The 21418-nt window shown below is 60.4% G+C and carries 18 protein-coding genes, 3 tRNA genes and 1 pseudogene; 16 read left to right on the top strand and 6 right to left on the bottom strand.

All coding sequences use genetic code 11. From position 1 onward, the window contains the following. Nucleotides 1-13: 13 nt before the first annotated feature. The 5 genes from A3AY_RS0112425 to hupB all read left to right on the top strand — a co-directional run bounded on the left by A3AY_RS0112425 (nucleotide 14) and on the right by hupB (nucleotide 7451). On the top strand, nucleotides 14-1573 hold the full coding sequence (locus A3AY_RS0112425) for a phospholipase D family protein (RefSeq protein WP_018325991.1): 1560 nt from the start codon (nucleotides 14-16) through the stop codon (nucleotides 1571-1573). A 273-nt stretch (nucleotides 1574-1846) separates the two neighbouring features. Further along, nucleotides 1847-2479, top strand: coding sequence for an ATP-dependent Clp endopeptidase proteolytic subunit ClpP (clpP, locus tag A3AY_RS0112420; protein WP_018325990.1), 633 nt, complete (start codon nucleotides 1847-1849; stop codon nucleotides 2477-2479). A 300-nt stretch (nucleotides 2480-2779) separates the two neighbouring features. Next, nucleotides 2780-4057: an ATP-dependent Clp protease ATP-binding subunit ClpX gene (gene clpX / locus A3AY_RS0112415; protein WP_018325989.1), complete on the top strand. Its 1278-nt coding sequence runs from the start codon at nucleotides 2780-2782 to the stop codon at nucleotides 4055-4057. A 470-nt stretch (nucleotides 4058-4527) separates the two neighbouring features. Then, nucleotides 4528-6948: an endopeptidase La gene (lon, locus tag A3AY_RS0112410; protein ID WP_018325988.1), complete on the top strand. Its 2421-nt coding sequence runs from the start codon at nucleotides 4528-4530 to the stop codon at nucleotides 6946-6948. A 230-nt stretch (nucleotides 6949-7178) separates the two neighbouring features. Continuing rightward, nucleotides 7179-7451 (top strand): DNA-binding protein HupB, encoded by a 273-nt coding sequence (hupB, locus tag A3AY_RS0112405; RefSeq protein ID WP_018325987.1) that lies wholly within the window; start codon nucleotides 7179-7181, stop codon nucleotides 7449-7451. On the opposite strand, the gene A3AY_RS39140 is transcribed toward hupB, so the two are convergent. The 3 genes from A3AY_RS39140 to A3AY_RS0112380 form a co-directional block, all read right to left on the bottom strand. After that, complete coding sequence (locus A3AY_RS39140; protein WP_154663286.1) at nucleotides 7448-7813, bottom strand: hypothetical protein; 366 nt, start codon at nucleotides 7811-7813, stop codon at nucleotides 7448-7450. The two genes, hupB and A3AY_RS39140, sit on opposite strands and share 4 nt — an antisense overlap. 77 nt (nucleotides 7814-7890) lie before the next feature. Continuing rightward, the gene (locus A3AY_RS37775; RefSeq protein WP_210163013.1) at nucleotides 7891-8538 is read right to left on the bottom strand and encodes a metallophosphoesterase family protein; all 648 of its coding nucleotides are present in this window, start codon (nucleotides 8536-8538) and stop codon (nucleotides 7891-7893) included. Nucleotides 8539-8885: 347 nt separating this feature from the next. Beyond that, nucleotides 8886-9353: a MarR family winged helix-turn-helix transcriptional regulator gene (locus tag A3AY_RS0112380; protein ID WP_026203375.1), complete on the bottom strand. Its 468-nt coding sequence runs from the start codon at nucleotides 9351-9353 to the stop codon at nucleotides 8886-8888. 167 nt (nucleotides 9354-9520) lie between these two features. Between A3AY_RS0112380 and A3AY_RS0112375 the strand changes: the two genes are divergently transcribed. The 4 genes and pseudogenes from A3AY_RS0112375 to A3AY_RS0112360 all read left to right on the top strand — a co-directional run bounded on the left by A3AY_RS0112375 (nucleotide 9521) and on the right by A3AY_RS0112360 (nucleotide 15347). Then, the gene (locus A3AY_RS0112375) at nucleotides 9521-10798 is read left to right on the top strand and encodes a metallophosphoesterase family protein (protein WP_018325981.1); all 1278 of its coding nucleotides are present in this window, start codon (nucleotides 9521-9523) and stop codon (nucleotides 10796-10798) included. After that, nucleotides 10798-11406, top strand: a pseudogene (locus A3AY_RS41445) (ATP-binding protein); the annotation flags it as partial. The gene A3AY_RS0112375 and the pseudogene A3AY_RS41445, both read left to right, overlap by 1 nt. Before the next feature lie 2991 nt (nucleotides 11407-14397). Continuing rightward, nucleotides 14398-14796, top strand: a complete 399-nt coding sequence (locus A3AY_RS0112365) for a (R)-mandelonitrile lyase (RefSeq protein WP_018325979.1) — start codon at nucleotides 14398-14400, stop codon at nucleotides 14794-14796. Between the two features lie 176 nt (nucleotides 14797-14972). After that, nucleotides 14973-15347: a hypothetical protein gene (locus A3AY_RS0112360; protein ID WP_018325978.1), complete on the top strand. Its 375-nt coding sequence runs from the start codon at nucleotides 14973-14975 to the stop codon at nucleotides 15345-15347. Between the two features lie 77 nt (nucleotides 15348-15424). Here the strand turns inward: A3AY_RS0112360 and A3AY_RS35160 are convergent, their stop codons facing one another. The 3 genes from A3AY_RS35160 to A3AY_RS0112345 all read right to left on the bottom strand — a co-directional run bounded on the left by A3AY_RS35160 (nucleotide 15425) and on the right by A3AY_RS0112345 (nucleotide 17188). Beyond that, the gene (locus A3AY_RS35160) at nucleotides 15425-15697 is read right to left on the bottom strand and encodes a hypothetical protein (protein WP_018325977.1); all 273 of its coding nucleotides are present in this window, start codon (nucleotides 15695-15697) and stop codon (nucleotides 15425-15427) included. A 165-nt stretch (nucleotides 15698-15862) separates the two neighbouring features. Further along, complete coding sequence (locus A3AY_RS0112350; protein WP_018325976.1) at nucleotides 15863-16939, bottom strand: capsular polysaccharide export protein, LipB/KpsS family; 1077 nt, start codon at nucleotides 16937-16939, stop codon at nucleotides 15863-15865. 173 nt (nucleotides 16940-17112) lie between these two features. Then, nucleotides 17113-17188, bottom strand: a tRNA-Val gene (locus A3AY_RS0112345). Between the two features lie 399 nt (nucleotides 17189-17587). Between A3AY_RS0112345 and A3AY_RS0112340 the strand changes: the two genes are divergently transcribed. The 7 genes from A3AY_RS0112340 to A3AY_RS0112310 all read left to right on the top strand — a co-directional run bounded on the left by A3AY_RS0112340 (nucleotide 17588) and on the right by A3AY_RS0112310 (nucleotide 21407). Then, nucleotides 17588-17664 (top strand) — tRNA-Asp (locus tag A3AY_RS0112340). Between the two features lie 48 nt (nucleotides 17665-17712). Next, nucleotides 17713-17789, top strand: a tRNA-Asp gene (locus tag A3AY_RS0112335). Nucleotides 17790-18286: 497 nt separating this feature from the next. Beyond that, nucleotides 18287-18652 (top strand): NADH-quinone oxidoreductase subunit A, encoded by a 366-nt coding sequence (locus tag A3AY_RS0112330; RefSeq protein ID WP_026203374.1) that lies wholly within the window; start codon nucleotides 18287-18289, stop codon nucleotides 18650-18652. Next, nucleotides 18643-19221, top strand: a complete 579-nt coding sequence (locus A3AY_RS0112325; protein WP_018325974.1) for a NuoB/complex I 20 kDa subunit family protein — start codon at nucleotides 18643-18645, stop codon at nucleotides 19219-19221. The genes A3AY_RS0112330 and A3AY_RS0112325 overlap by 10 nt, the downstream gene beginning before the upstream one ends. A gap of 17 nt (nucleotides 19222-19238) precedes the next feature. After that, complete coding sequence (locus A3AY_RS0112320; RefSeq protein ID WP_018325973.1) at nucleotides 19239-19841, top strand: NADH-quinone oxidoreductase subunit C; 603 nt, start codon at nucleotides 19239-19241, stop codon at nucleotides 19839-19841. A 112-nt stretch (nucleotides 19842-19953) separates the two neighbouring features. Continuing rightward, nucleotides 19954-21144, top strand: a complete 1191-nt coding sequence (locus A3AY_RS0112315) for an NADH-quinone oxidoreductase subunit D (protein WP_018325972.1) — start codon at nucleotides 19954-19956, stop codon at nucleotides 21142-21144. Next, entirely contained in the window at nucleotides 21144-21407 is a 264-nt protein-coding gene (locus tag A3AY_RS0112310) for a hypothetical protein (protein ID WP_018325971.1), read from the top strand. Before A3AY_RS0112315 ends, A3AY_RS0112310 begins: the two co-directional genes overlap by 1 nt. Nucleotides 21408-21418: the final 11 nt, after the last annotated feature.

Genomic DNA, 21418 nt, shown 5'->3' with positions numbered 1-21418 from the left:
AGGTCGTCCTTCCATGCGCGCCGCCATCGTCGCCTTCTCCGTCTTCGCATCCGGCCTCTTGGCGCTGATGCTGGTCTATGCCTATGGCCGCTTCGGGCGGCGGCTGCATGGCCCGGCTTCGAGCGCCTTGATGCCGGAAAGGGATCAAACCGAACTCGACCGGCTGGCAGCGCCGCTGCTTGACGAAAACAAGGGACTAAACGGCGTCTCGCTGATCTCCGACAATATGTCGGCCTTTGCCCTTCGCGCCCTGTCAGCCCGCAAAGCGGGACGCAGTCTCGATCTGCAGTATTATTACTGGAAGAACGACCTGACCGGGCGGATGCTGATCCGCGAGGTGCTTGCGGCCGCCGATCGCGGTGTCCGCGTGCGCCTGCTGCTCGATGACATCAATGCCGGCCTGCACGATCGCATGTGCCTGTCTCTGGACGCTCATCCGAACATCGAGGTTCGTCTGTTCAACCCAAGCCGGGCGCGGACCGATCGGTTCAAGCGCGGTTTGGAGATGATGCTGCGGCCTTTGCGCACCTCTCGGCGGATGCACAACAAGCAATGGATCGCCGACGGCCAGCTGGTGATCGCCGGCGGCCGCAACATTGGCGATGCCTATTTCGATGCAGCCGAGCAGGCGAATTTCCGCGATCTCGACGTCTGGATGCTCGGACCTGTGGCGATGGAGGCGGCGACCGTCTTCGATCGCTATTGGAATAGCCCTGTCGTGGTGCCAATCGGATCGTTGCGAACGATGCGCAAGCACTATCTGCCGGCGTTCAGGGAGAAGCTCGAAAGGATCGCGGCGACAGCTGGCGGCCAGCACTATCTGACGCATGTCGAAGAGGCGATGAAGCATGGCGGCTTCCTTCCGTCGACGGAGGCGCTTCATTGGACGGGTGACGCCAAGCTCGTCTCCGATCCGCCCGAAAAGGCGTTTCTGCAAAAACGCAACAACTGGATCATGCGCGAACTGATGCCGGTTCTGACGTCCGCACAACAGGACGTGAAGATCATTTCTCCCTATTTCATCCCCGGCGCCCAGGGCATCGCCGAAATTGCGAGGCTCGTCGAGCGTCGGGTCAGCGTCGCGGTTCTGACGAATTCGCTGGCGGCCACCGACGTTGCGGCAGTGCACGGCGCCTATGCCAACTACCGCAAGGCGCTCCTGAAGCATGGCATAACGCTGTTCGAACTGAAGGCGATGCACGAATTCGGCGATCCCAGGCGCATATCGCTGTTCGGATCGCGCGGCGCGAGCCTGCATACCAAGGCTTTCACGGTCGATGGCAAGACGGCCTTCGTCGGCTCGCTGAATTTCGATCCTCGGTCAGCGTCGCTCAACACGGAAATGGGCGTTCTGTTCACGCATCCCGCGCTCGTCGATGAAGTCGAGGCTGTTTTCGAGGAGGAGACGCGACCGGCGAACAGCTTCCGGCTGGCCTTGGAGAACGGCCGCCTGCGCTGGCAGGACAGCGAGAATAGCAAACCGCGCGTGCTTCGCCGCGAGCCGGAGGCCGGTTTCATGCGCCGCCTGACCGCGGGGATCATCAGCATCCTGCCGATCGAATCCCAGCTTTGACGGCGATTTACCGATTTTTCACCCTGAAAGCCCGAATGCCTGTGTGAAAAGGTCCAAAAAGCGACGCAGGCGGTATCGCTCTCCTTAGGAATCACTAAAAGATCACGCATCAATGTGCCGTGGCGGGAATGCTGGGGTGCGGCCAGGTATTAACGTTATGCAGAGTTCGCGACTTGAAGTGGGGTACTTGGACACTCTATGTATGAAGCGAGATATTCCCGATGATTCCCGGCGCGCAGGAGAGTTCGCGCGCCAGCTAGACAAAGGTTTGACATGAGAAATCCCGTTGATACCGCCATGGCTCTGGTGCCGATGGTCGTTGAACAGACCAATCGCGGCGAACGTTCCTACGACATTTTCTCGCGCCTTCTGAAAGAGCGCATCATTTTCCTGACGGGACCCGTGGAAGACCAGATGGCAACGCTGATCTGCGCCCAGCTGCTGTTCCTCGAAGCGGAGAACCCGAAGAAGGAAATCGCGCTTTACATCAATTCGCCGGGCGGCGTCGTCACGGCCGGCATGGCGATCTACGATACGATGCAGTTCATCAAGCCTGCCGTTTCGACGCTGTGCATCGGCCAGGCCGCCTCGATGGGCTCGCTGCTTCTGGCTGCCGGTCACAAGGACATGCGCTTTGCGACGCCGAACGCCCGCATCATGGTTCACCAGCCTTCCGGCGGTTTCCAGGGCCAGGCATCGGACATCGAGCGGCATGCGCGCGACATTCTGAAAATGAAGCGCCGGCTGAACGAAGTCTACGTCAAGCACACTGGTCGGACCTATGAAGAGGTTGAACAGACGCTTGACCGCGACCACTTTATGACAGCGGATGAGGCACTTAGCTGGGGCGTCGTCGACAAGGTCATCACCTCGCGTGAGGCCATGGAAACGGCCGAGCAGGCTTGATTTCAAGCTTTTGTGTGCGGATAGATGCATTTGTGACACATTTGTATCCCTGATAGGGGTTTATCCGCGGGCCAAAGCCGTTAATATTGACCGTTAATGCTATGTAGAAGTTTGAGGTCCTAGCATTCGGTATTCGGTGGGAGATTCGTTGCTGCCGGACATCAAACGTGGTTGTTTGAGGCCGGTTCGTACTCCCAAAAGCGCCGTCTCTTTGCGCAGGACGCGGAAGGAATCGCGGAGCGGGTTGAGTAGTCCGTTGCACCTTTCAGGAGGTGTCCGGCGTGCTGGAAGGAAAGTGATATGAGCAAGGTCAGCGGTAGCAACGGCGGTGACTCCAAGAATACCCTTTATTGTTCCTTCTGCGGCAAGAGCCAGCATGAGGTCCGCAAGCTGATTGCCGGACCGACTGTGTTCATCTGCGATGAATGCGTCGAGCTCTGCATGGACATCATCCGCGAAGAGAACAAGACCTCGATGGTCAAATCCCGTGACGGCGTTCCGACGCCGCAGGAGATCATCAAGGTTCTCGACGAATACGTGATCGGCCAGCAGCAGGCCAAACGTATCCTATCGGTTGCCGTCCACAACCACTACAAGCGCCTGGCCCATGCCGCCAAGGGCACGGATGTCGAACTGGCCAAGTCCAACATCATGCTCGTCGGCCCGACCGGTTGCGGCAAGACTTATCTGGCGCAGACGCTGGCGCGCATCATCGACGTGCCGTTCACGATGGCGGATGCGACGACGCTGACGGAAGCCGGCTATGTCGGCGAGGATGTCGAGAACATCATCCTGAAGCTCCTGCAGGCTGCCGACTACAATGTCGAGCGGGCCCAGCGCGGCATCGTCTATATCGACGAAGTCGACAAGATCTCGCGCAAGTCCGACAATCCCTCGATCACCCGTGACGTTTCCGGCGAGGGCGTGCAGCAGGCGCTCCTGAAAATCATGGAAGGCACGGTCGCTTCGGTGCCGCCGCAGGGCGGCCGCAAGCATCCGCAGCAGGAATTCCTGCAGGTGGACACGACCAACATCCTGTTCATCTGCGGTGGCGCTTTTGCCGGCCTCGACAAGATCATCTCGGCCCGTGGCGAAAAGACCTCGATCGGCTTCGGTGCGGCGGTGCGCGCTCCGGAAGATCGCCGCGTCGGCGAAGTCCTGCGCGAATTGGAGCCGGAAGATCTGGTGAAATTCGGCCTGATCCCGGAATTCATCGGCCGTCTGCCGGTGCTGGCGACACTCGAAGACCTCGACGAGCCGGCCCTGATCCAGATTCTGTCCGAGCCGAAGAATGCACTGATCAAGCAGTACCAGCGCCTGTTCGAAATGGAAGACGTCGAACTGACCTTCCACGAGGATGCGCTGCGCGAAATCGCCCGCAAGGCGATCGTCCGCAAGACCGGCGCCCGCGGCCTGCGCTCGATCATGGAGAAGATCCTGCTCGACACCATGTTCGAGCTGCCGACGCTGGAAGGCGTGCGAGAAGTGGTCATCTCCGACGAGGTGGTCAAGGGCTCCGCCCGTCCGCTCTACATCTATTCGGAACGCTCCGAGGAGAAGGCCAACGTTTCGGCCTGATCGGCGCGCGGCGTGCGACTTAAGTTGAAGAGGCCCGCCATGTGCGGGCCTTTTTTATGCGCCATGTTGTAGGAAGGGGCGGAAAGACCTTTCGTGGTGCATAGCCCAAGCGGCGTTGCGAGCCTTGCATGGATTGCAAAGCTTGGATGCACAGAAAACGTGGCGCGGATATCGCCAATAGACCAGCAATGGGTAGAATCGACGATTGCTAAACGTGGCCAACAACGCAATTATGCTATGATTCCGTATCGGCTTATCCTGATGCGAATCGTGTGCGATCGGGACCTCGGCAAGGTACGCGACAGGAAGATGCCATTTAATATCGGGCTGCGGCGCCCCCAGGCCGATCGTCGGCAAAGGGTTGAAAACAGGCGTCACATACTCCACCTGACAGTGGAAAGAATGAGGACCCGAAGCGCTCTTGAACGCTTCGGGTAACGGGCCCGGAAACGGGACGGAAAGGAAATGACATGACGAACAAAACGTCTCCGGCAATTGAGAGCGCGACCTATCCGGTGCTGCCGCTGCGCGACATCGTGGTGTTCCCGCACATGATCGTGCCTCTGTTTGTCGGCCGTGAAAAATCGATCCGGGCGCTGGAGGAGGTCATGGGCACCGACAAGCAGATCATGCTTGCGACCCAGATCAATGCGAGCGACGATGATCCGGAAGCCTCGGCGATCTACCAGATCGGCACGATCGCCAACGTGCTTCAGCTTCTGAAGCTGCCCGACGGCACCGTCAAGGTTCTGGTCGAGGGCCGTGCCCGCGCCGAGATCGATGGTTATACCCGTCGCGAAGAATTCTACGAAGCAATGGCGCATGTGCTGCCGGAGGCTGTCGAAGATCCGGTCGAGATCGAGGCGCTCAGCCGCTCGGTGGTCTCCGAATTCGAGAGCTATGTGAAGCTCAACAAGAAGATTTCTCCGGAAGTCGTCGGTGCTGCCAGCCAGATCGAAGACTATTCGAAGCTCGCCGATACGGTTGCTTCGCATCTCTCCATCAAGATTGTCGAAAAGCAGGAAATGCTCGAGACGACGAGCGTCAAGCTGCGCCTTGAAAAGGCGCTTGGCTTCATGGAAGGCGAAATCTCCGTCCTCCAGGTCGAGAAGCGCATCCGCTCGCGCGTCAAGCGGCAGATGGAGAAGACCCAGCGCGAATATTACCTGAACGAACAGATGAAGGCGATCCAGAAGGAACTCGGCGACGGCGAGGAAGGCCGCGACGAGATGGCCGAGCTGGAAGACCGCATCAGCAAGACCAAGCTTTCCAAGGAAGCCCGTGAAAAGGCGGACGCGGAAGTCAAGAAGCTGCGCCAGATGAGCCCGATGTCGGCAGAAGCCACCGTCGTGCGCAACTATCTGGATTGGCTGCTCGGCATTCCGTGGGGCAAGAAGTCGAAGGTCAAGACCGACCTCAACCACGCCGAAAAAGTGCTCGAGCATGATCATTTCGGTCTCGACAAGGTCAAGGAACGGATCATCGAGTATCTTGCCGTGCAGGCACGGTCGCAGAAGATCAAGGGACCGATCCTGTGCCTCGTCGGCCCTCCGGGCGTCGGCAAGACGTCGCTTGCCAAGTCGATCGCCAAGGCGACCGGCCGCGAATATATCCGCATGGCCCTCGGCGGCGTTCGTGACGAAGCCGAAATCCGTGGTCACCGCCGCACCTATATCGGCTCGATGCCCGGCAAGGTCATCCAGTCGATGAAGAAGGCGAAGAAGTCCAATCCGCTCTTCCTGCTCGATGAGATCGACAAGATGGGCCAGGACTTCCGCGGCGACCCGTCCTCGGCTCTGCTCGAGGTGCTGGATCCGGAACAGAACTCGACCTTCATGGATCACTATCTCGAGGTGGAATATGACCTGTCGAACGTGATGTTCATCACAACGGCCAACACGCTGAACATTCCGGCGCCGCTGATGGACCGGATGGAAGTGATCCGCATCGCCGGTTACACGGAAGAGGAAAAGCTGGAAATTGCCAAGCGGCACCTCTTGCCGAAGGCGATTGCCGACCACGCGTTGCAGGCCAAGGAGTTCTCGGTCACGGACGGCGCGCTCAGGGGCGTCATCCAGACCTACACGCGGGAAGCCGGCGTGCGCAGCCTCGAGCGGGAGCTGATGAAGCTCGCCCGCAAGGCCGTGACGGAAATCCTCAAGGGCAAGACCAGCAAGGTCGAGGTGACGGCGGACAACATCCAGGACTATCTGGGCGTTCCGCGTTATCGCCATGGCGAAGCCGAGCGCACCGACCAGGTCGGTGTCGTCACCGGTCTCGCCTGGACCGAGGTCGGCGGCGAACTGCTGACGATCGAAGGCGTGATGATGCCCGGCAAGGGCCGCATGACGGTGACCGGTAACCTCAGGGACGTGATGAAGGAATCGATCTCTGCGGCGGCCTCCTATGTCCGCTCGCGTGCCATCGATTTCGGCATCGAGCCGCCGCGCTTCGACACGAGCGATATCCACGTTCACGTGCCGGAAGGCGCAACGCCGAAGGACGGTCCGTCCGCGGGCGTGGCGATGGCAACGGCGATCGTCTCGATCATGACCGGCATCCCGGTCAACAAGAATGTGGCGATGACCGGCGAAATCACGCTGCGCGGTCGCGTCCTGCCGATCGGCGGTTTGAAGGAAAAGCTGCTTGCTGCTCTTCGCGGCGGCATCAAGAAGGTGCTGATCCCGGAAGAAAACGCCAAGGATCTGGCGGACATTCCGGACAACGTGAAGAACAACATGGAGATCATCCCGGTCTCGCATATCGGCGAGGTCCTGAGCCACGCACTGGTGCGGGTGCCGGTCGCGATCGAGTGGGATCCGTCCAAGCAGCCGGTTCCGATCGCGGCTGCTGATCCGGCCGATGAGACCGCAGTGTCGATTGCCCACTAGGCACTTGACGTGAAGGTCAAATAGTGCCCGCAACCATGCGGGGATCGATTTGGCACATAAACAGTGGAAGACCGGCATTTTTGCCGGTCTTTTTTATGTAAAACCTCGCGCAAAGCCTTGCATTCCTAGGGATTCGGAGCGATTGGGTTTGTCAAGGCGAGGGTCTTGCGTATGCTACCCCCGGCTTAAAAATTGAGTCGTTTCGAACCAGTATTGAAAGGGGTGGAAACATGAACAAGAATGAGCTCGTGTCAGCAGTTGCCGAGAAGGCCGGACTTTCGAAGACGGACGCATCTTCTGCAGTTGATGCAATCTTCGACGCAATCCAGGCCGAACTGAAGAGCGGCGGCGACGTTCGTCTCGTCGGCTTCGGCAATTTCTCGGTCAGCCGTCGCGAAGCATCCAAGGGTCGCAACCCGTCCACCGGCGCAGAAGTTGATATCCCGGCACGCAACGTGCCGAAGTTCTCTGCCGGCAAGGGTCTGAAGGACGCCGTAAACTAAGTTTCATGTTTCATCTGCAGCACCGTGGCGGCAACGCCGGCGGTTCGATGGCAGGTTGATTTGAGGCCCGGGTCTTCCCGGGCCTCTTTTCGTATGCTGCATCCGCTGCACCTCCTGTTCGCCTTCGCTTGTCGTCGCATTTCCAATGCGCACCGGCTGTCATGCGCGACCGCCGCACTTGCCGCCTCGACAGCGTCCACCGCCAGCGCAGAGCCGGTTTCAATGGCATCGCCGCCTTCACCGGCGAATTGAAGGCCGTCAAGCGCAAGCCGCATGCGGTGAAGTGACCCGACAAAAACCGTCTCGTCGTTGCCTATGAGGCTGACTACGAGGGCCGCGCGCGGTTTCACCATCTTCGACAAGACCACGGCGACCGCAGTACGGGAAAGGCCGGGGCATGATGACCTCAGCCCCTAACTGAGAGTTTGCGGCATCAGGATCATATTGGCGGCATCCGACCTGTACGTAGAGAATAGGCAACAGCGTCTCGACCGGCCTGTTCTGCCTGACGTGCCGCCGCGTCGAAATCATATGGCACAGCACGGAGTTCAGCCGCCCAGCCGGACGACAATTTTTCCACGATCGCATATCGTGCGTGCGGAGCGCCGGCCTCCATGACGTGGGGAACCGGTGTCACATCGCGATATCCTGGCATTCCTATGCTGCCCGGGTTCACGATCAGTATGCCGTCTACAGCTACGATGCGCGGTATATGGGTGTGCCCGCACAGAACAACGCGAGCGGTGCCAATGCCCTCAAGCCTTTTACGAATGGCGTCCTCAGTATCTACGAACGGTCTTCCAGAACTCACATCTTCGAGCAGGTATTCGAGATCCCCGCCAGCGGGGCTTCCGTGACAAGCAAAAACCTCTCCATCCGCGAGCGTTAAATTTTCCGGCAGGCTGGCAATCCAATCAAGGTGAGTTGGGCTAAGGCGCTGCCTCGCAAAAACATCTGCGAAACCGGTACCGCCTTCCAGTATTTGACGCTCGTGGTTTCCCGCGATCGTCGGGCAACCAAGCTTCATCTGGGCATCGGCACTACCGGCAGGATCAAATGGGCCGGAGACAAGATCGCCAAGGTTCACGATGAGATCAGGGGCGGCAGCCCGCAGATGGGTTAATTGCAGCGTCGAGCGCTATCAGATTTCCATGAGTATCAGCGATAGTAGCTATTCGCATCAAAACCCCAACTTCACTGGAAAGGACCGACCGTGCGATACAGCTTATCGTCGCAAAACCGAAGTTCTGCGACAAGCGAGTCCGCAGAATGCATCACGAAGATATTTCCAACAAGATAAACGGCCCGAAAAAACGCCCATGCCACAAGGGCACTCGGTAGCAGTATTTACGTGGATTTCACATTTAAGTTAAGGCCGGGACATGATGACCCGGCCTTTTTCAATTGAACCGTCGCCGTCCCAGTCGATCGGGACTATCGAGAAGCGCCGTTGCCTGCGCCTTCCTGCTTGCGCCGGCGAATTTCGTCAGTCCTGACAACGAGCCGGCTGACGATTTCGTGCATCTGGTCGAGCTGTTCGTCATCGAGGGCTGAAAAGATTTCCTCGATCAGCTGTTTTCGCGGATGTTCGGCAGCTTCCAGGACGACGCGGCCGACTTCTGTGATCGAAACGATCTTCGCGCGGCGGTCTTCCGGATCGGGCTTGCGCACGACCAGCTTGTCGCGTTCCAGCCCGTCGATCGCCTCCGTCACCGTGCGCGGCGCGAAATTGAGTGCGCCGGCAATGTCCGTGGACCGACAGGGGCCGAGCTTGCTCAGAAAAAACAGGAATTTGCTGCGCGCCAGCGACACGCCTTCCTCGGTCATCGATTCGTTGATGAGCCGGTGAACGCGGTGATAGAGCTCAAAGAGCTTGTCGGAGACTTCGAATGTGGATTTCATGCGTTTCATATGGATATTATGAGGTGCCATGTCAAATGGGGGCTCTCGGGACGCCCAATTTTCCGCTCGAGGTGTCAGGTTTCCCTAAAAAGCGAAAGCCCTGAATAGTCGCTGGCGCAGAGTTCACCGGTATTGACGCGACGCCGGACCACGGGCCATGGTCGGCCATGCCGTTCCGTTTTGTCCACACCGCCGATCTTCATCTCGATTCCCCTTTGCGCAGTCTGGCGCTGAAAAATCCGGAGCTTGCCGAACTGGTGCGGGGTGCGACCCGAACGGCGCTTGCAAGGATCGTCGACCTGTGCCTGGCGGAAAACGTCGATGCCCTGTTGATGGCGGGCGATCTCTACGACGGCTCGCAGACATCGATGAACACGGCGCTTTATCTGGCGGGAGAACTGCGCCGGCTGGAGGCTGCCGGCGTCAAAGTCTTTGTCATTCGTGGCAACCACGATTCCCAGTCCGCCATCAAGCGAGAACTCACCCTGCCGGCAAATGTCCATCTGTTCAGCGGGCGGGCGAAACCGGTGCTGGCAAAGACACTTCAGAGCGGCCGCCAAGTCTATATCCACGGCGTCGGCTTCGATAATCCGCACGCCCCCGATAGCCTGTTGTCGTCGTTCGAGGCGCCGGTCGCCGATGCGGTCAACATCGGCATGCTGCACACGAGCCTGGCCGGATCGCGAGGGCATGATCCCTATGCGCCCTGTAGTGTCGCCGAGCTGGCGGGGCATGGTTTCGACTACTGGGCGCTCGGCCACGTGCACTTGAGACAGGTGCATTGGGAAAAGCCGTTGATCGTCATGCCCGGCATGCCGCAGGGCCGCGATATCAACGAGGCCGGGTCGAAAACGGTGACGCTGGTGACGGTCGGCGATGACGGTTCTCTGGAACATCAGGAACGCGCGATCGGGCAGGCGGTGTTCGAGCGCGTCACGATCGATCTGACCGGCGTGAGGGACTGGCGGCAGATGCTGGACAAGGCGGCAGAAACGCTGTCGTCGCTCAGAATCCGGACGGTTGCCGATCATCTCATCCTGCGATTTTCCCTGACCGGTGCGACGCCGCTTGCCTGGAAGCTCCGGCGCGATCCGGATTTCCTGCTCGCCGAATTCTCCAATGTGGCCGCGGGATTGAGCGGCTGCTGGATCGAGAAGATCGACATCGATTGCCGGGGCGAGGAAGATGCCGCTACGTCGTCCGGTCCTGATCCGGTCGAGGAACTTGCCGCCCTGATCCGTTCCGACGTGCTGCCGTCGCACGCATTTCGCCAGGAGGCAGGCGCAATACTGGACGAGCTGCTGCGGCAACTGCCGCGCGAGTTGCACGAGGCCTTCGCCAGCGACGAGGCCGCCGCTGCGCGGCTCCTCGAAACGATCGCGGCTGCCGGCAGTGATGACGTGCTTGCCTATCTGCAAGGCGGTGACGGCGAGGCGGCTCGCTGATGCGCCTTGATCGCCTCGACCTTGTTCGCTACGGCAAATTCACCGGGCGCAGCCTCGATTTCGGGGAGGTTCGTCGGGAGCGCCCGGATTTTCATCTTGTCTACGGTCCGAACGAGGCGGGGAAATCCACGCTGTTTTCCGCTTTCCTCGATCTGCTGTTCGGGATCGACAACCGTAGCACCTACGGCTTTTTGCACCCCTACGAGACGATGCGGATTGGCGGGGTGATCGCGGTCGGCGGCAGGGCTCACGCTGTCGCCCGGATCAAGCGCCGGCAAAATACGCTTCTCGGACCGGACGACCAGCCGCTGCCCGACAATCTGTTTTCCGCAGCGCTCGGCTCGATCGACCGGGTCACCTACCAGATGATGTTTTCGCTCGATGACGACAGCATCGAGAAGGGCGGCGAAAGCATCCTGAAAAGCGAAGGCGAGCTCGGTGCGCTGTTGTTTTCCGCCAGTTCCGGCCTTCCGGACAGTAGCGCCGTCCTGTCCGGCCTGAAAGCGCAAGCCGATGCCTTCTACAAACCGCAGGGTCGAAAACACCGGCTGGCAGAGCTGAAGGCGGAACTCGATGCGTTGAAGGACGAAAAGAGTGCCATCGACGTCAACGCCCGCGAATTTGCCGCGTTGCGCAAGGCGCGTGATGTGGCGGCGGAGCGCCATGAGGCCGCGGTGAAAGCACGGGCAGAGCTGCGCGTTTCTCTTGACCACGCCCGCGACCGAATCGAGGCTCTGCCTCTTCTGGCACGGCTGCGCGGCCTGCGTGCCGAGCTCGGCGCTTTCGGCGACGGGCCAGAACCGCCAGCTGCCTGGCATACCATGCTTCCGCGGCTGCAGCGCGAGGAAGCCGACATCAGCGCCCGGCTGGAGCAGCTGGAAATTGATATCGACCGACGAGCAGCCGAGATTGCGGCCATCGAGCGGGACGGAGCCGTGCTTGCTCTTGCGGCTGACATCCGTGACCTGGAGCGCTCCGGGCTGGAAGCGCGCCACATATCGGCTGCGAGCGACCTGCCCCATCGCCTCGACGAGCGCGGCAAGATCGATGCAGACGTTGCTGCGTGTCTCGCGCGCCTGGGTCGTGCCGACGTGGCGAACGCGGCAACACTCATTCTGCCTGCGGCCGTCATCGGGCGCATCCAGGGCCTGGCGCAGAACCATTCCGCCTTGAACGAGCGGTTGGTGACGGCTGTGAGGGAGCGACAGCTTGCCAGGGAGGCGAACAGCGACGCCGTGAAGGCACATGCCGCCCTGTCAAAATCGGAGTGTAGCGCGGGCTCGGGCGACCCGGTGCCTCTCCTGGACGTCCTGCAAAGCCTGCGGCAAAACGATTGCCTGCTGCGCAAGCAGGCGGCGAACCGGCAGCTTGCCGCGCTCGAAGACCAGCTTGCCGAAAAGCTGGCGGCTCTCGCCCCTTGCCAATTGGACGGGGACGGTCTGGCCGCGCTCGCCATACCCGACGAGAGCGACATCGCCGAGTGGACCGCGCGGCGAACGGCGTTGACGGAACAACTGAAGCGGCTCGACGACCGGATCGCCGAGGAGACGGCACAGGTTGCGGCGGAGGAAGCCCGGCTTGCGGAACTGACGCGAACCGGAGGTTTTGCTGCCGACGACATGGCCTTCACGTTGCGACGGGAACGCGATCACGCCTGGCAAGTCCATGCGGCGCAATTGGATGGCGAAACGGCCCGCGCATTCGAAACCGCTTTGCGCAAGGATGACGAGGCGACGGCGATGCGGCTGGCGCGCGCCGAGGAGCTTGCCCAGGCAAGGGGGCTTTCGCTCTCCGTTGCCGAGCGCAACGCAAGGCTTTCAGTCTTTCGCGAGCAACACCAGTCGGTGCTTGCTGAGGTTGCTGAGTTGCGGCAGGAGATTTCGGCAGCAGCCCGTGGCTGTGGCCTGCCCGAAGAGACAAAGCTCAATCAACTGGTCGCATGGCTTGTCCGCCGAGCGGCGGCGCTGGACGTGCGCAACCAGGTTCGCGCGGCGCGGCAGGATCTGCGAGTCGCAAGGGCGGACGAGGAAAGGGCGCTTGAACGGCTGACGAGGGCACTCGCGGAATTCGGCGGAGCCGAAGGCATGTACGAGCGCCTGGACGATGCGCTGGCTTCGGCTGAGCGGAGGATCACGGCTCTGCAGTCGATCCATCGCGCCCACGCCGCCGCCGCTGAAGCCGTGGAGCGAACGCAGGCGGCCTTGCGAGCGCGCGATGCGGCCTGGTCTTCGGCGGATGCCGAAATGGCAGGCTGGATCGCGCGGTGGAATGAGACGATCGGTGCAACCTGGCTCGCCGAGGACGGAACGACCTCGTCCGTCCAGGAGATCGTGGCCGTCCTCGCCGTCCTTCAAGATCTCGACAAGCTCATCCAGCGCAAAGCGGATCTGGACCATCGCATCGATGGCATGCGCAAGGACCAGGCAGCATTTTCGAAGGCCGTCGCAACGCTCGCCGAAAGGCTCTCATGGCCTGCGCCGGATGATCCGTTGGCTGCCTTCCGGGAGATCGGTCAGCGATTTGCCGATGCCGAACAGCAGGACGCGCTGCTGCGGCGGATTTCGGATGAGAATGAAGTGCGCATGTCCGAACACCGCGATTTGATCGAATTGCGGCGGCGCCACGACGTTCAGAAGCAAAGCATGCTCGATCTTTATCGTTGCGCAACGCTCGTTGACGTCGGTGACCATCTGGAGGCCGCCAAGGCGCGTGATCGTCTGCGGGGGCGGATCGCCGAAGCCGAGTCGGATCTTGCGGCGCGCCTGGGCGTCGGGCGTGTCGAAGAAGCGGAGATGATCCTGAGCGCGGTCGACGAGGCGGGCCTGCGGCTGGAAGTGGCCGAACTGCAATCGCGGTGGGAACAATGCGACCAAGACGCAAGCGAACTGCATGTGGAGCGGCGTGATGCGGAGAAGGCGCTCGCTGCAATCGGCGGCGGCGATGCAGCTGCCCATATCGAGGAACGCCGCCGCACCCTGCTGGCCGAAGTCGAGGAACGGGCGATCGCCTATCTGAAGCTTAAGACCGGCATTCTCGCGGGTGAAACCGCGCTCCGGCTCTACCGCGAACGACATCGCAGTGCGATGATGCAGCGTGCTTCGGCAGCCTTCAGCAGGATCAGCGGCGGCGAATATGTCGGGCTTTCGACCCAGGCGGAAAACGGCAGGGAATTCCTGATCGCGAACGCGGCCGGCGGCGGCTCGAAACTGGCGGACGACCTTTCCAAGGGCACCCGTTTTCAGCTCTATCTGGCGTTGCGCATCGCCGGCTATCACGAAGTCGCGGCAACGCGCGAATCACTGCCTTTCGTCGCCGACGATATCATGGAAACGTTCGATGACGGCCGCGCGCAGCATGCCTTCGCGCTGATGGCGGATATGGCGCGGGTGGGACAGGTGATCTACCTGACCCACCATCAGCACCTGTGTGACATAGCCCGTGCGGCCTGCCCGGATGTAACGATCCATACGCTTTGATTGCGTCTGACATTTTCCGGTTTCATTCGGCGGCGGGGATATGCAAGGTACCCCTTTGTAACGCCGCTCGCTTCGGAACAGCGATCGGCAGGATAGATTCGTCGAAACCAGGAGCTATTTGCTATGGAGATCAAACCCTGCGGATCCCGGCCGTCGGTCAAAGCCTCGCCGGACTATTTTACCGGCAGCGTCCGGCAGGATCCGATCATGGATGCACCGCAACCGGCCCGCATGCGCAGCGTGTCCGTCACCTTCGAACCGGGTGCGCGGACGGCCTGGCACACGCATCCGCTCGGCCAGACCCTGATCATAACCTCCGGCAGTGGGCTCGCGCAGGTGTGGGGCGAGCCGATTTGCGAGATCAGGGCAGGGGATGTCGTCTGGTTTCCGCCCGGTGAAAAACACTGGCACGGCGCCGGAGTTGCCACAGCCATGACCCATATCGCCATCCAGGAGGCGCTTGACGGAAAGGCAGTTGACTGGATGGAGCCGGTGACGGACAGCCAGTATCGCGGCGAATGAGGCTTCGACCACGCTATTGGTTGGCGCCCGCGAGGGCTTGAGGTCTGAATGCGCGCGGCGGCTGCCGCCGTCACGCCACTTGCTCGTTGCAATGGGGAGCCGACCGGCGTTATTGATCGCCGACAACTTGCCGGCCGCAATCGTCGGGTTGGATGCCGGGCAGAAGGATTTTCGCGATGTACAATTTTCATGTCGGACAGAAGGTCGTCTGCATCAACGACACGTTCAAACATGTCTCGATCGACCAGGGCATCCGCAAGGGGAAGATCTACACGATCCGCTGGGTCGGCCCCTACAAGCACTACATCGATGGCGAGTTCATCGGCGTCAAGCTGGCGGAAATCCACCGCGGCCCCGATGATGGTCCCGAAGGTTACGGTGCCGACGACATGCCCTATCGCGCGACGCGTTTCCGTCCGCTGCTGAAGGATCGGCTGTCGGCGCTGAAAAACCTGCTTGCGCCCACTCCGAAAGGAGAAAGGCCTTCGTTGCCCGAGGCACCGGAAGAGCCGAGGCGCAAGACGCCTGTGCGAAAGAAGGAAACCGTCTGACGGGCACCGCGCATCTGTCTTAACCGGGCGGAGCAGCCGCGTGCCGGAAAACGGTCTTTCCCGCGCCACGCGGGGCCTCAGAACGAGGTACTGCCGCTCCCGTCTGTAACTTCCTCTCTGCGCACGAGCCGTAACGTCCGGTCCGGCTGGATGACATAGGTTTCTTCGGTGGGCTGGCCGTATTCGTTTTTCAGCCGGTGCCGCACGACGCTGCCGATCGGCGCCTTCGTCAGTTTGGTCGCGGGCTGGCCGCCATAGGTGATGCTTCCCGGAATCGGCGCAAGTTCCGGCATGGGGGCGCAGGCGGCAAGCCCCACGGCAAGCGCGGCAGTCAAAATCGCATTCCTCATGTCGCGCGCTCCTTTGGCCGCGGTTGGCGACCACGACATTCCAACGACGGGACTTCGGATCGACTCGGGGGTTCAATTTCCAAGACATGGCGACGCCGTGGCCGTATGGCAAGAGGCAATTCGGCAAGCGGTGGGTCATCATGCAATGGCATAGCGGGGATTGGCCTACGGCGCTTTCACTTTGCTTTGTGCTGCGCGCTTCATCCGGTGCAGAAGTTCGAGACCTTCCTCGAAGCTGATGGTTTTTTCAGATTCGGGATCATAATAGGTCGGATAGAGAATATAGGCGGCCGCGAAGATCTCCTCGAAGGTTCGCCGCGCGGTACGGCGGGGGCAGGGTTGCCGGTCGTCAGTTACGCCCCAGCCGGCATAAAAGGGCATGCCGATGCACGTGACCTTGATCCCCCTGATGACGGCTTCAAAGCCGGCGAGGGACGTTATCGTATAGACATGGTCGATGGTCTGGAAGGCATCGGCCAGCGTGATGTCGCGATCGAGAATCTGGGCAATCGTTCTGACCTCCGCCGGCTTCGATCGGGCAGGTCTTGTGCCATGAAGGATTTCCGGGTGCGGCTTGTAGATGATTTGGGCGCCGGGGTTTTCTTTCGCGGCGATTCGCACAAGATCGTTGTTGTCGATCCGCGTTGCGCAGCCCTTGATGATCGACATGTCATCCTCGACCTGCCCCACGACGAGGACGCGCTTACGGTCCTTGGGGCCGTAGATGTCGTTGATGTCGACATCGGCCGACGTGTTGTATTTGCTGAGACGGGTTTGAATGAGGCGTGCAATTCCCATGCGGGCGCGTTCGAGCAAAGCCGGGTCGCCTGCGAAATCGTAGTTTTGAAGCAATCCTTCAAGCCGCGATTGTGCCGAAGGATCGTAATAGAGCACGGGGGAATCGAAACACAAGGAGAGGGGCGCGGCCTTGGTTGCCCCCAGGGCGACGGAACGGATGAAGCCGTCTTCAATCCTCACCAGCGGCACGCCGTGGCGTGTGCAGAAATCTTCCAGGAAGGCGGGATGCTTGTAGCCCCAGACGTATACTGCAGCGGATTGGGCTGCACGGATTCGCGGCGCCCAAACGATCTGAAACTCCAGCCGGGAGAAAAGGACACGGTTTCGCTGGAACACCTGGTGGCCTGGAAGCCAGTTGGCGAGGTGACCCTTCCAGGAGCTCAGCCCGAAGACGAAGGCCGACGGCCTTGATTCTTTCCCTTGCGACTTGGACCAAAATGTCACGACAAACCCATCTGCATCAATTTCGCCTTACTACTCTTCCCCGGGCTTCAAATTGGCTTGCCCAAACCCTTTAGGCAAGCGTTGCCTCGACCGAATGCGTTGATTGCGCAGGCATCTTCCGTCCTGACGAACGCAGGTGCGGCATACAGGGGACAAATATGTGGGGGAGGATATGGTGGGCGATGAGAGACTCGAACTCCCGACATCCTCGGTGTAAACGAGGCGCTCTACCAACTGAGCTAATCGCCCTCGCGAAGCAGGATCAATGTCCGCCGCGTCGGTGGCCGTGATCTATGCGTATCGGCGAAAAACCGCAAGAGCGTTTGCGAAGATTTTTTGATTTTTTTACAGGCGACCGCGAATAAGCAGGGCAACAAGGCGATGAATGCGTTTTGGAAAACCGGTCGGCCTGCGACGCGCGAAAGGCGCGCTCCGCTCGGGCCGGCATGGTGGAGAGGGGGAACTCCCCGTCTGTGATGCCTTTACCATTGCGCTTCCTCGTCCCTGTGGAAACAATTCGCCGACTGTCATCGTTTTGTCTCCAAACGTGCTTGACACTAAAAGGCGAACCCCGTAGTTAGCCGCTCATCGAAGCGGCCAGTCCGGTTCGAGCGGATGCGAAAGCATCCGGATTGCTTGAAATGAAGTGCGGGTGTAGCTCAGTCGGTTAGAGTGCCGGCCTGTCACGCCGGAGGTCGCGGGTTCGAGCCCCGTCACTCGCGCCATTTCAAGGAAGCGCTTCTGCGCCAATCCGGGGTTTGCGTCCATAGTGCGCGGGTGTAGCTCAGTCGGTTAGAGTGCCGGCCTGTCACGCCGGAGGTCGCGGGTTCGAGCCCCGTCACTCGCGCCATTTCTCTTTTTAAATCAAGAAATCACCGATAAGAATTGGCCGCCTTTGCGGCCATTTGTTCGGCCGGGTTTGCGTAAGCCCCACCACGATCACAGCGTCGTCACAAGGTCTCGACCCATGCTAATCCCGGATGGTGGCTATGCGGTGTTGCGATATCTTGCAGGCTGCAGGCGCAGGGCAAATTCGTGATATTCAACGAGAGATTTCAATCGATTTTAGGGCGCGCGACCATATGTCCCTAAGGCTGCACGGCGAGGCTGTTGCCAAGCGTGGCGCCAGACTGCGCACGGGTTTCCCGGGATTCGTGCGCGACTTGCGCGGATGCCGGCTTTTGCCCGGTCTTCATTCCGTCCGCGGAAGGGGATGAAAACCGTTCTGAAGGCTTGCACAGCGACGCTGGCTGCGCTAACGACGGTGGCGTTGCAACATATTTTTCGGCCTGCGAGCTTTGTTTTTTGCGCTTTCTCCAGCGCGCCTCGCAGGCAGGGACGGATACAATGACAGACCTTCTCGGCTCCTATATTCCGATCGCCATCTTCATCGGTATCTCGCTGGTTATCGGGCTGGCGCTGCTGATTGCGCCGTTCGCCGTCGCCTACAAGGCGCCCGACGATGAAAAGCTGTCGGCCTATGAATGCGGCTTCAACGCATTCGATGACGCCCGCATGAAGTTCGACATCCGATTCTATCTCGTGTCGATTCTCTTCATCATCTTCGATCTCGAAGTGGCGTTCCTGTTCCCCTGGGCTGTCTCGTTCAAGGAGATGGGCTGGTTTGGTTTCTGGTCGATGATGGTCTTCCTCGGTGTGCTCACCATCGGCTTTATCTATGAATGGAAGAAGGGAGCGCTGGAATGGAACTGACCTCCAGCACCACGCTCGTTGCGCCAAGAGCGAAGGGGATCGTCGATCCCTCGACCGGCAAGCCGATCGGCAGCAATGACAAATTCTTCGGCGAGATCAACAACGAGCTCGCCGACAAGGGTTTTCTGGTCACCTCGACGGACGAGCTGATCAATTGGGCGCGCACCGGCTCGCTGATGTGGATGACCTTCGGGCTGGCCTGTTGCGCCGTCGAAATGATGCAGATGTCGATGCCGCGTTACGATGCCGAGCGCTTCGGTTTTGCGCCGCGCGCCTCGCCGCGCCAGTCCGACGTGATGATCGTCGCCGGCACGCTCACCAACAAGATGGCGCCGGCTCTGCGCAAGGTCTATGACCAGATGCCCGAGCCGCGCTACGTCATCTCGATGGGATCCTGCGCCAATGGCGGCGGCTACTATCACTATTCCTATTCGGTGGTGCGCGGCTGTGACCGCGTCGTGCCGGTCGATATCTACGTGCCAGGCTGTCCTCCGACGGCAGAGGCGCTCCTCTACGGGGTGCTTCTGCTGCAGAAGAAGATCCGCCGCACAGGCACGATCGAACGGTAAGGGCAGGGGACCTGATCATGAGTGAAGCCCTGAACGCACTGGCGACCTACATCCGCGAAACCCGCGGCGCGCTGATTTCCGACGCCACCGTTTCCTTCGGTGAGTTGACGCTGACGGCGACCGCAGACAATCTGATTGCGCTGTTGACCTTCCTGCGTGACGACGCCCGCTGCGGTTTCGTCAATTTTACCGATATCTGCGGTGTGGACTGGCCGCAGCGCCCCGACCGTTTCGATGTCGTCTATCATCTCCTGTCGCCGAAGCAGAACCTGCGCATCCGCATCAAGGTCGCAACCGGCGAAGACCAGCCGGTGCCGTCGGCCTGCGCCGTCTATCCGGGCGCCGACTGGTTCGAGCGGGAAGCCTACGACATGTACGGCATCCTCTTCACCGGCCATCCGGACCTGCGCCGCATCCTGACCGATTACGGTTTCGAAGGCTATCCGCTGCGCAAGGACTTTCCGACGACCGGTTTCGTTGAAGTGCGCTATGACGACGAAGCCAAGCGGGTCGTCTACGAGCCGGTCGAACTGAAGCAGGAATTCCGCAACTTCGACTTCATGTCGCCCTGGGAGGGAACGGACTACGTTCTGCCCGGTGACGAGAAGGCGAAGCAGTGAATAGTGAATAGTTGGTAGTGACTACAAGGGTCTTCGGTGACGATCGGGAAAATCAATTCCTACCGTGAGACTCACTGGTCACCAATCACCGCCAGCGCGGAGCGCGTAGCAAATGAACGAACATAACGTCCGTAATTTCAATATCAATTTCGGACCGCAGCATCCGGCGGCGCATGGCGTGCTGCGTCTTGTGCTTGAGCTCGACGGCGAAATCGTCGAGCGCGTCGATCCGCATATCGGCCTGCTGCACCGCGGCACCGAAAAGCTGATAGAGACCAAGACCTACCTGCAGGCGGTGCCCTATTTCGACCGGCTCGACTATGTCGCGCCGATGAACCAGGAACATGCCTATGCATTGGCGGTCGAGAAGCTGACGGGAACGGAAGTGCCGATCCGCGGCCAGCTGATCCGCGTTCTCTATTCGGAAATCGGCCGCATCCTGTCGCACCTCTTGAACGTCACCACGCAGGCCATGGACGTCGGGGCACTGACGCCGCCGCTCTGGGGCTTCGAAGAGCGCGAAAAGCTGATGGTTTTCTACGAGCGGGCCTGTGGCGCGCGCATGCACTCGGCCTATTTCCGCCCGGGCGGCGTTCACCAGGACCTGCCGCACGAGTTGGTGGAAGACATCGGCAAGTGGATCGATCCGTTCCTGAAGACCGTGGATGATATCGACGAACTGCTGACGGGCAACCGCATCTTCAAGCAGCGCAACGTCGATATCGGCGTCGTCAGCCTCGACGACGCCTGGGCCTGGGGCTTCTCCGGCGTCATGGTGCGCGGTTCGGGTGCCGCCTGGGACCTGCGCAAGGCGCAGCCCTACGAATGCTATGCCGACATGGATTTCGACATCCCGATCGGCAAGAACGGCGACTGCTACGACCGGTACCTGATCCGCATGATAGAGATGCGCGAAGCGGCCAAGATCATGCGCCAGTGCGTCAATCGCCTGCTCGGCGATGCCAAGATCGGCCCGGTTTCCTCGCTCGACGGCAAGATCGTGCCGCCAAAGCGTGGCGAGATGAAGCGCTCGATGGAAGCGCTGATTCACCATTTCAAGCTCTATACCGAAGGCTACCACGTGCCCGAGGGCGAGGTTTACGCGGCCGTCGAAGCGCCGAAGGGCGAATTCGGCGTCTATCTCGTCTCCGACGGCACAAACAAGCCCTATCGTTGCAAGATCCGTGCCCCGGGTTACGCGCATCTGCAGGCGATGGATTACATCTGTCGTGGCCACCAGTTGGCCGACGTATCGGCCATTCTGGGCTCGCTCGACATCGTATTCGGCGAGGTAGACCGTTGATGCGTCTGAGCACCCTGATGCTTTGCGGATCGATGCTTGCGGCGGCGCCGGCGTTTGCGCAGGAAACTGCCGCAGACGCCGGCGATCCGGCCTTGGGCAATGCGTCGGGCAGCGGCATCGGCAAGCTCCTCAGCCAGGGCTATGAAATCAGGGCCGCCGTGCCGAACGGCACGCGCTACATTGTATTTATGCAGAAAGACCAGTCAGCCTATGCCTGCGAGTTCGTCTCCCTGACGAAATCGCGGTGCGGTTCGATTAACTGATAAGGTGCGGG

The organism is Rhizobium giardinii bv. giardinii H152 (assembly GCF_000379605.1).
Classification (GTDB): Bacteria; Pseudomonadota; Alphaproteobacteria; order Rhizobiales; family Rhizobiaceae; genus Pararhizobium; species Pararhizobium giardinii.
The sequence above is the reverse complement of the archived record's forward strand: the minus strand, read 5'-3'. Positions and strand labels throughout refer to the sequence as shown.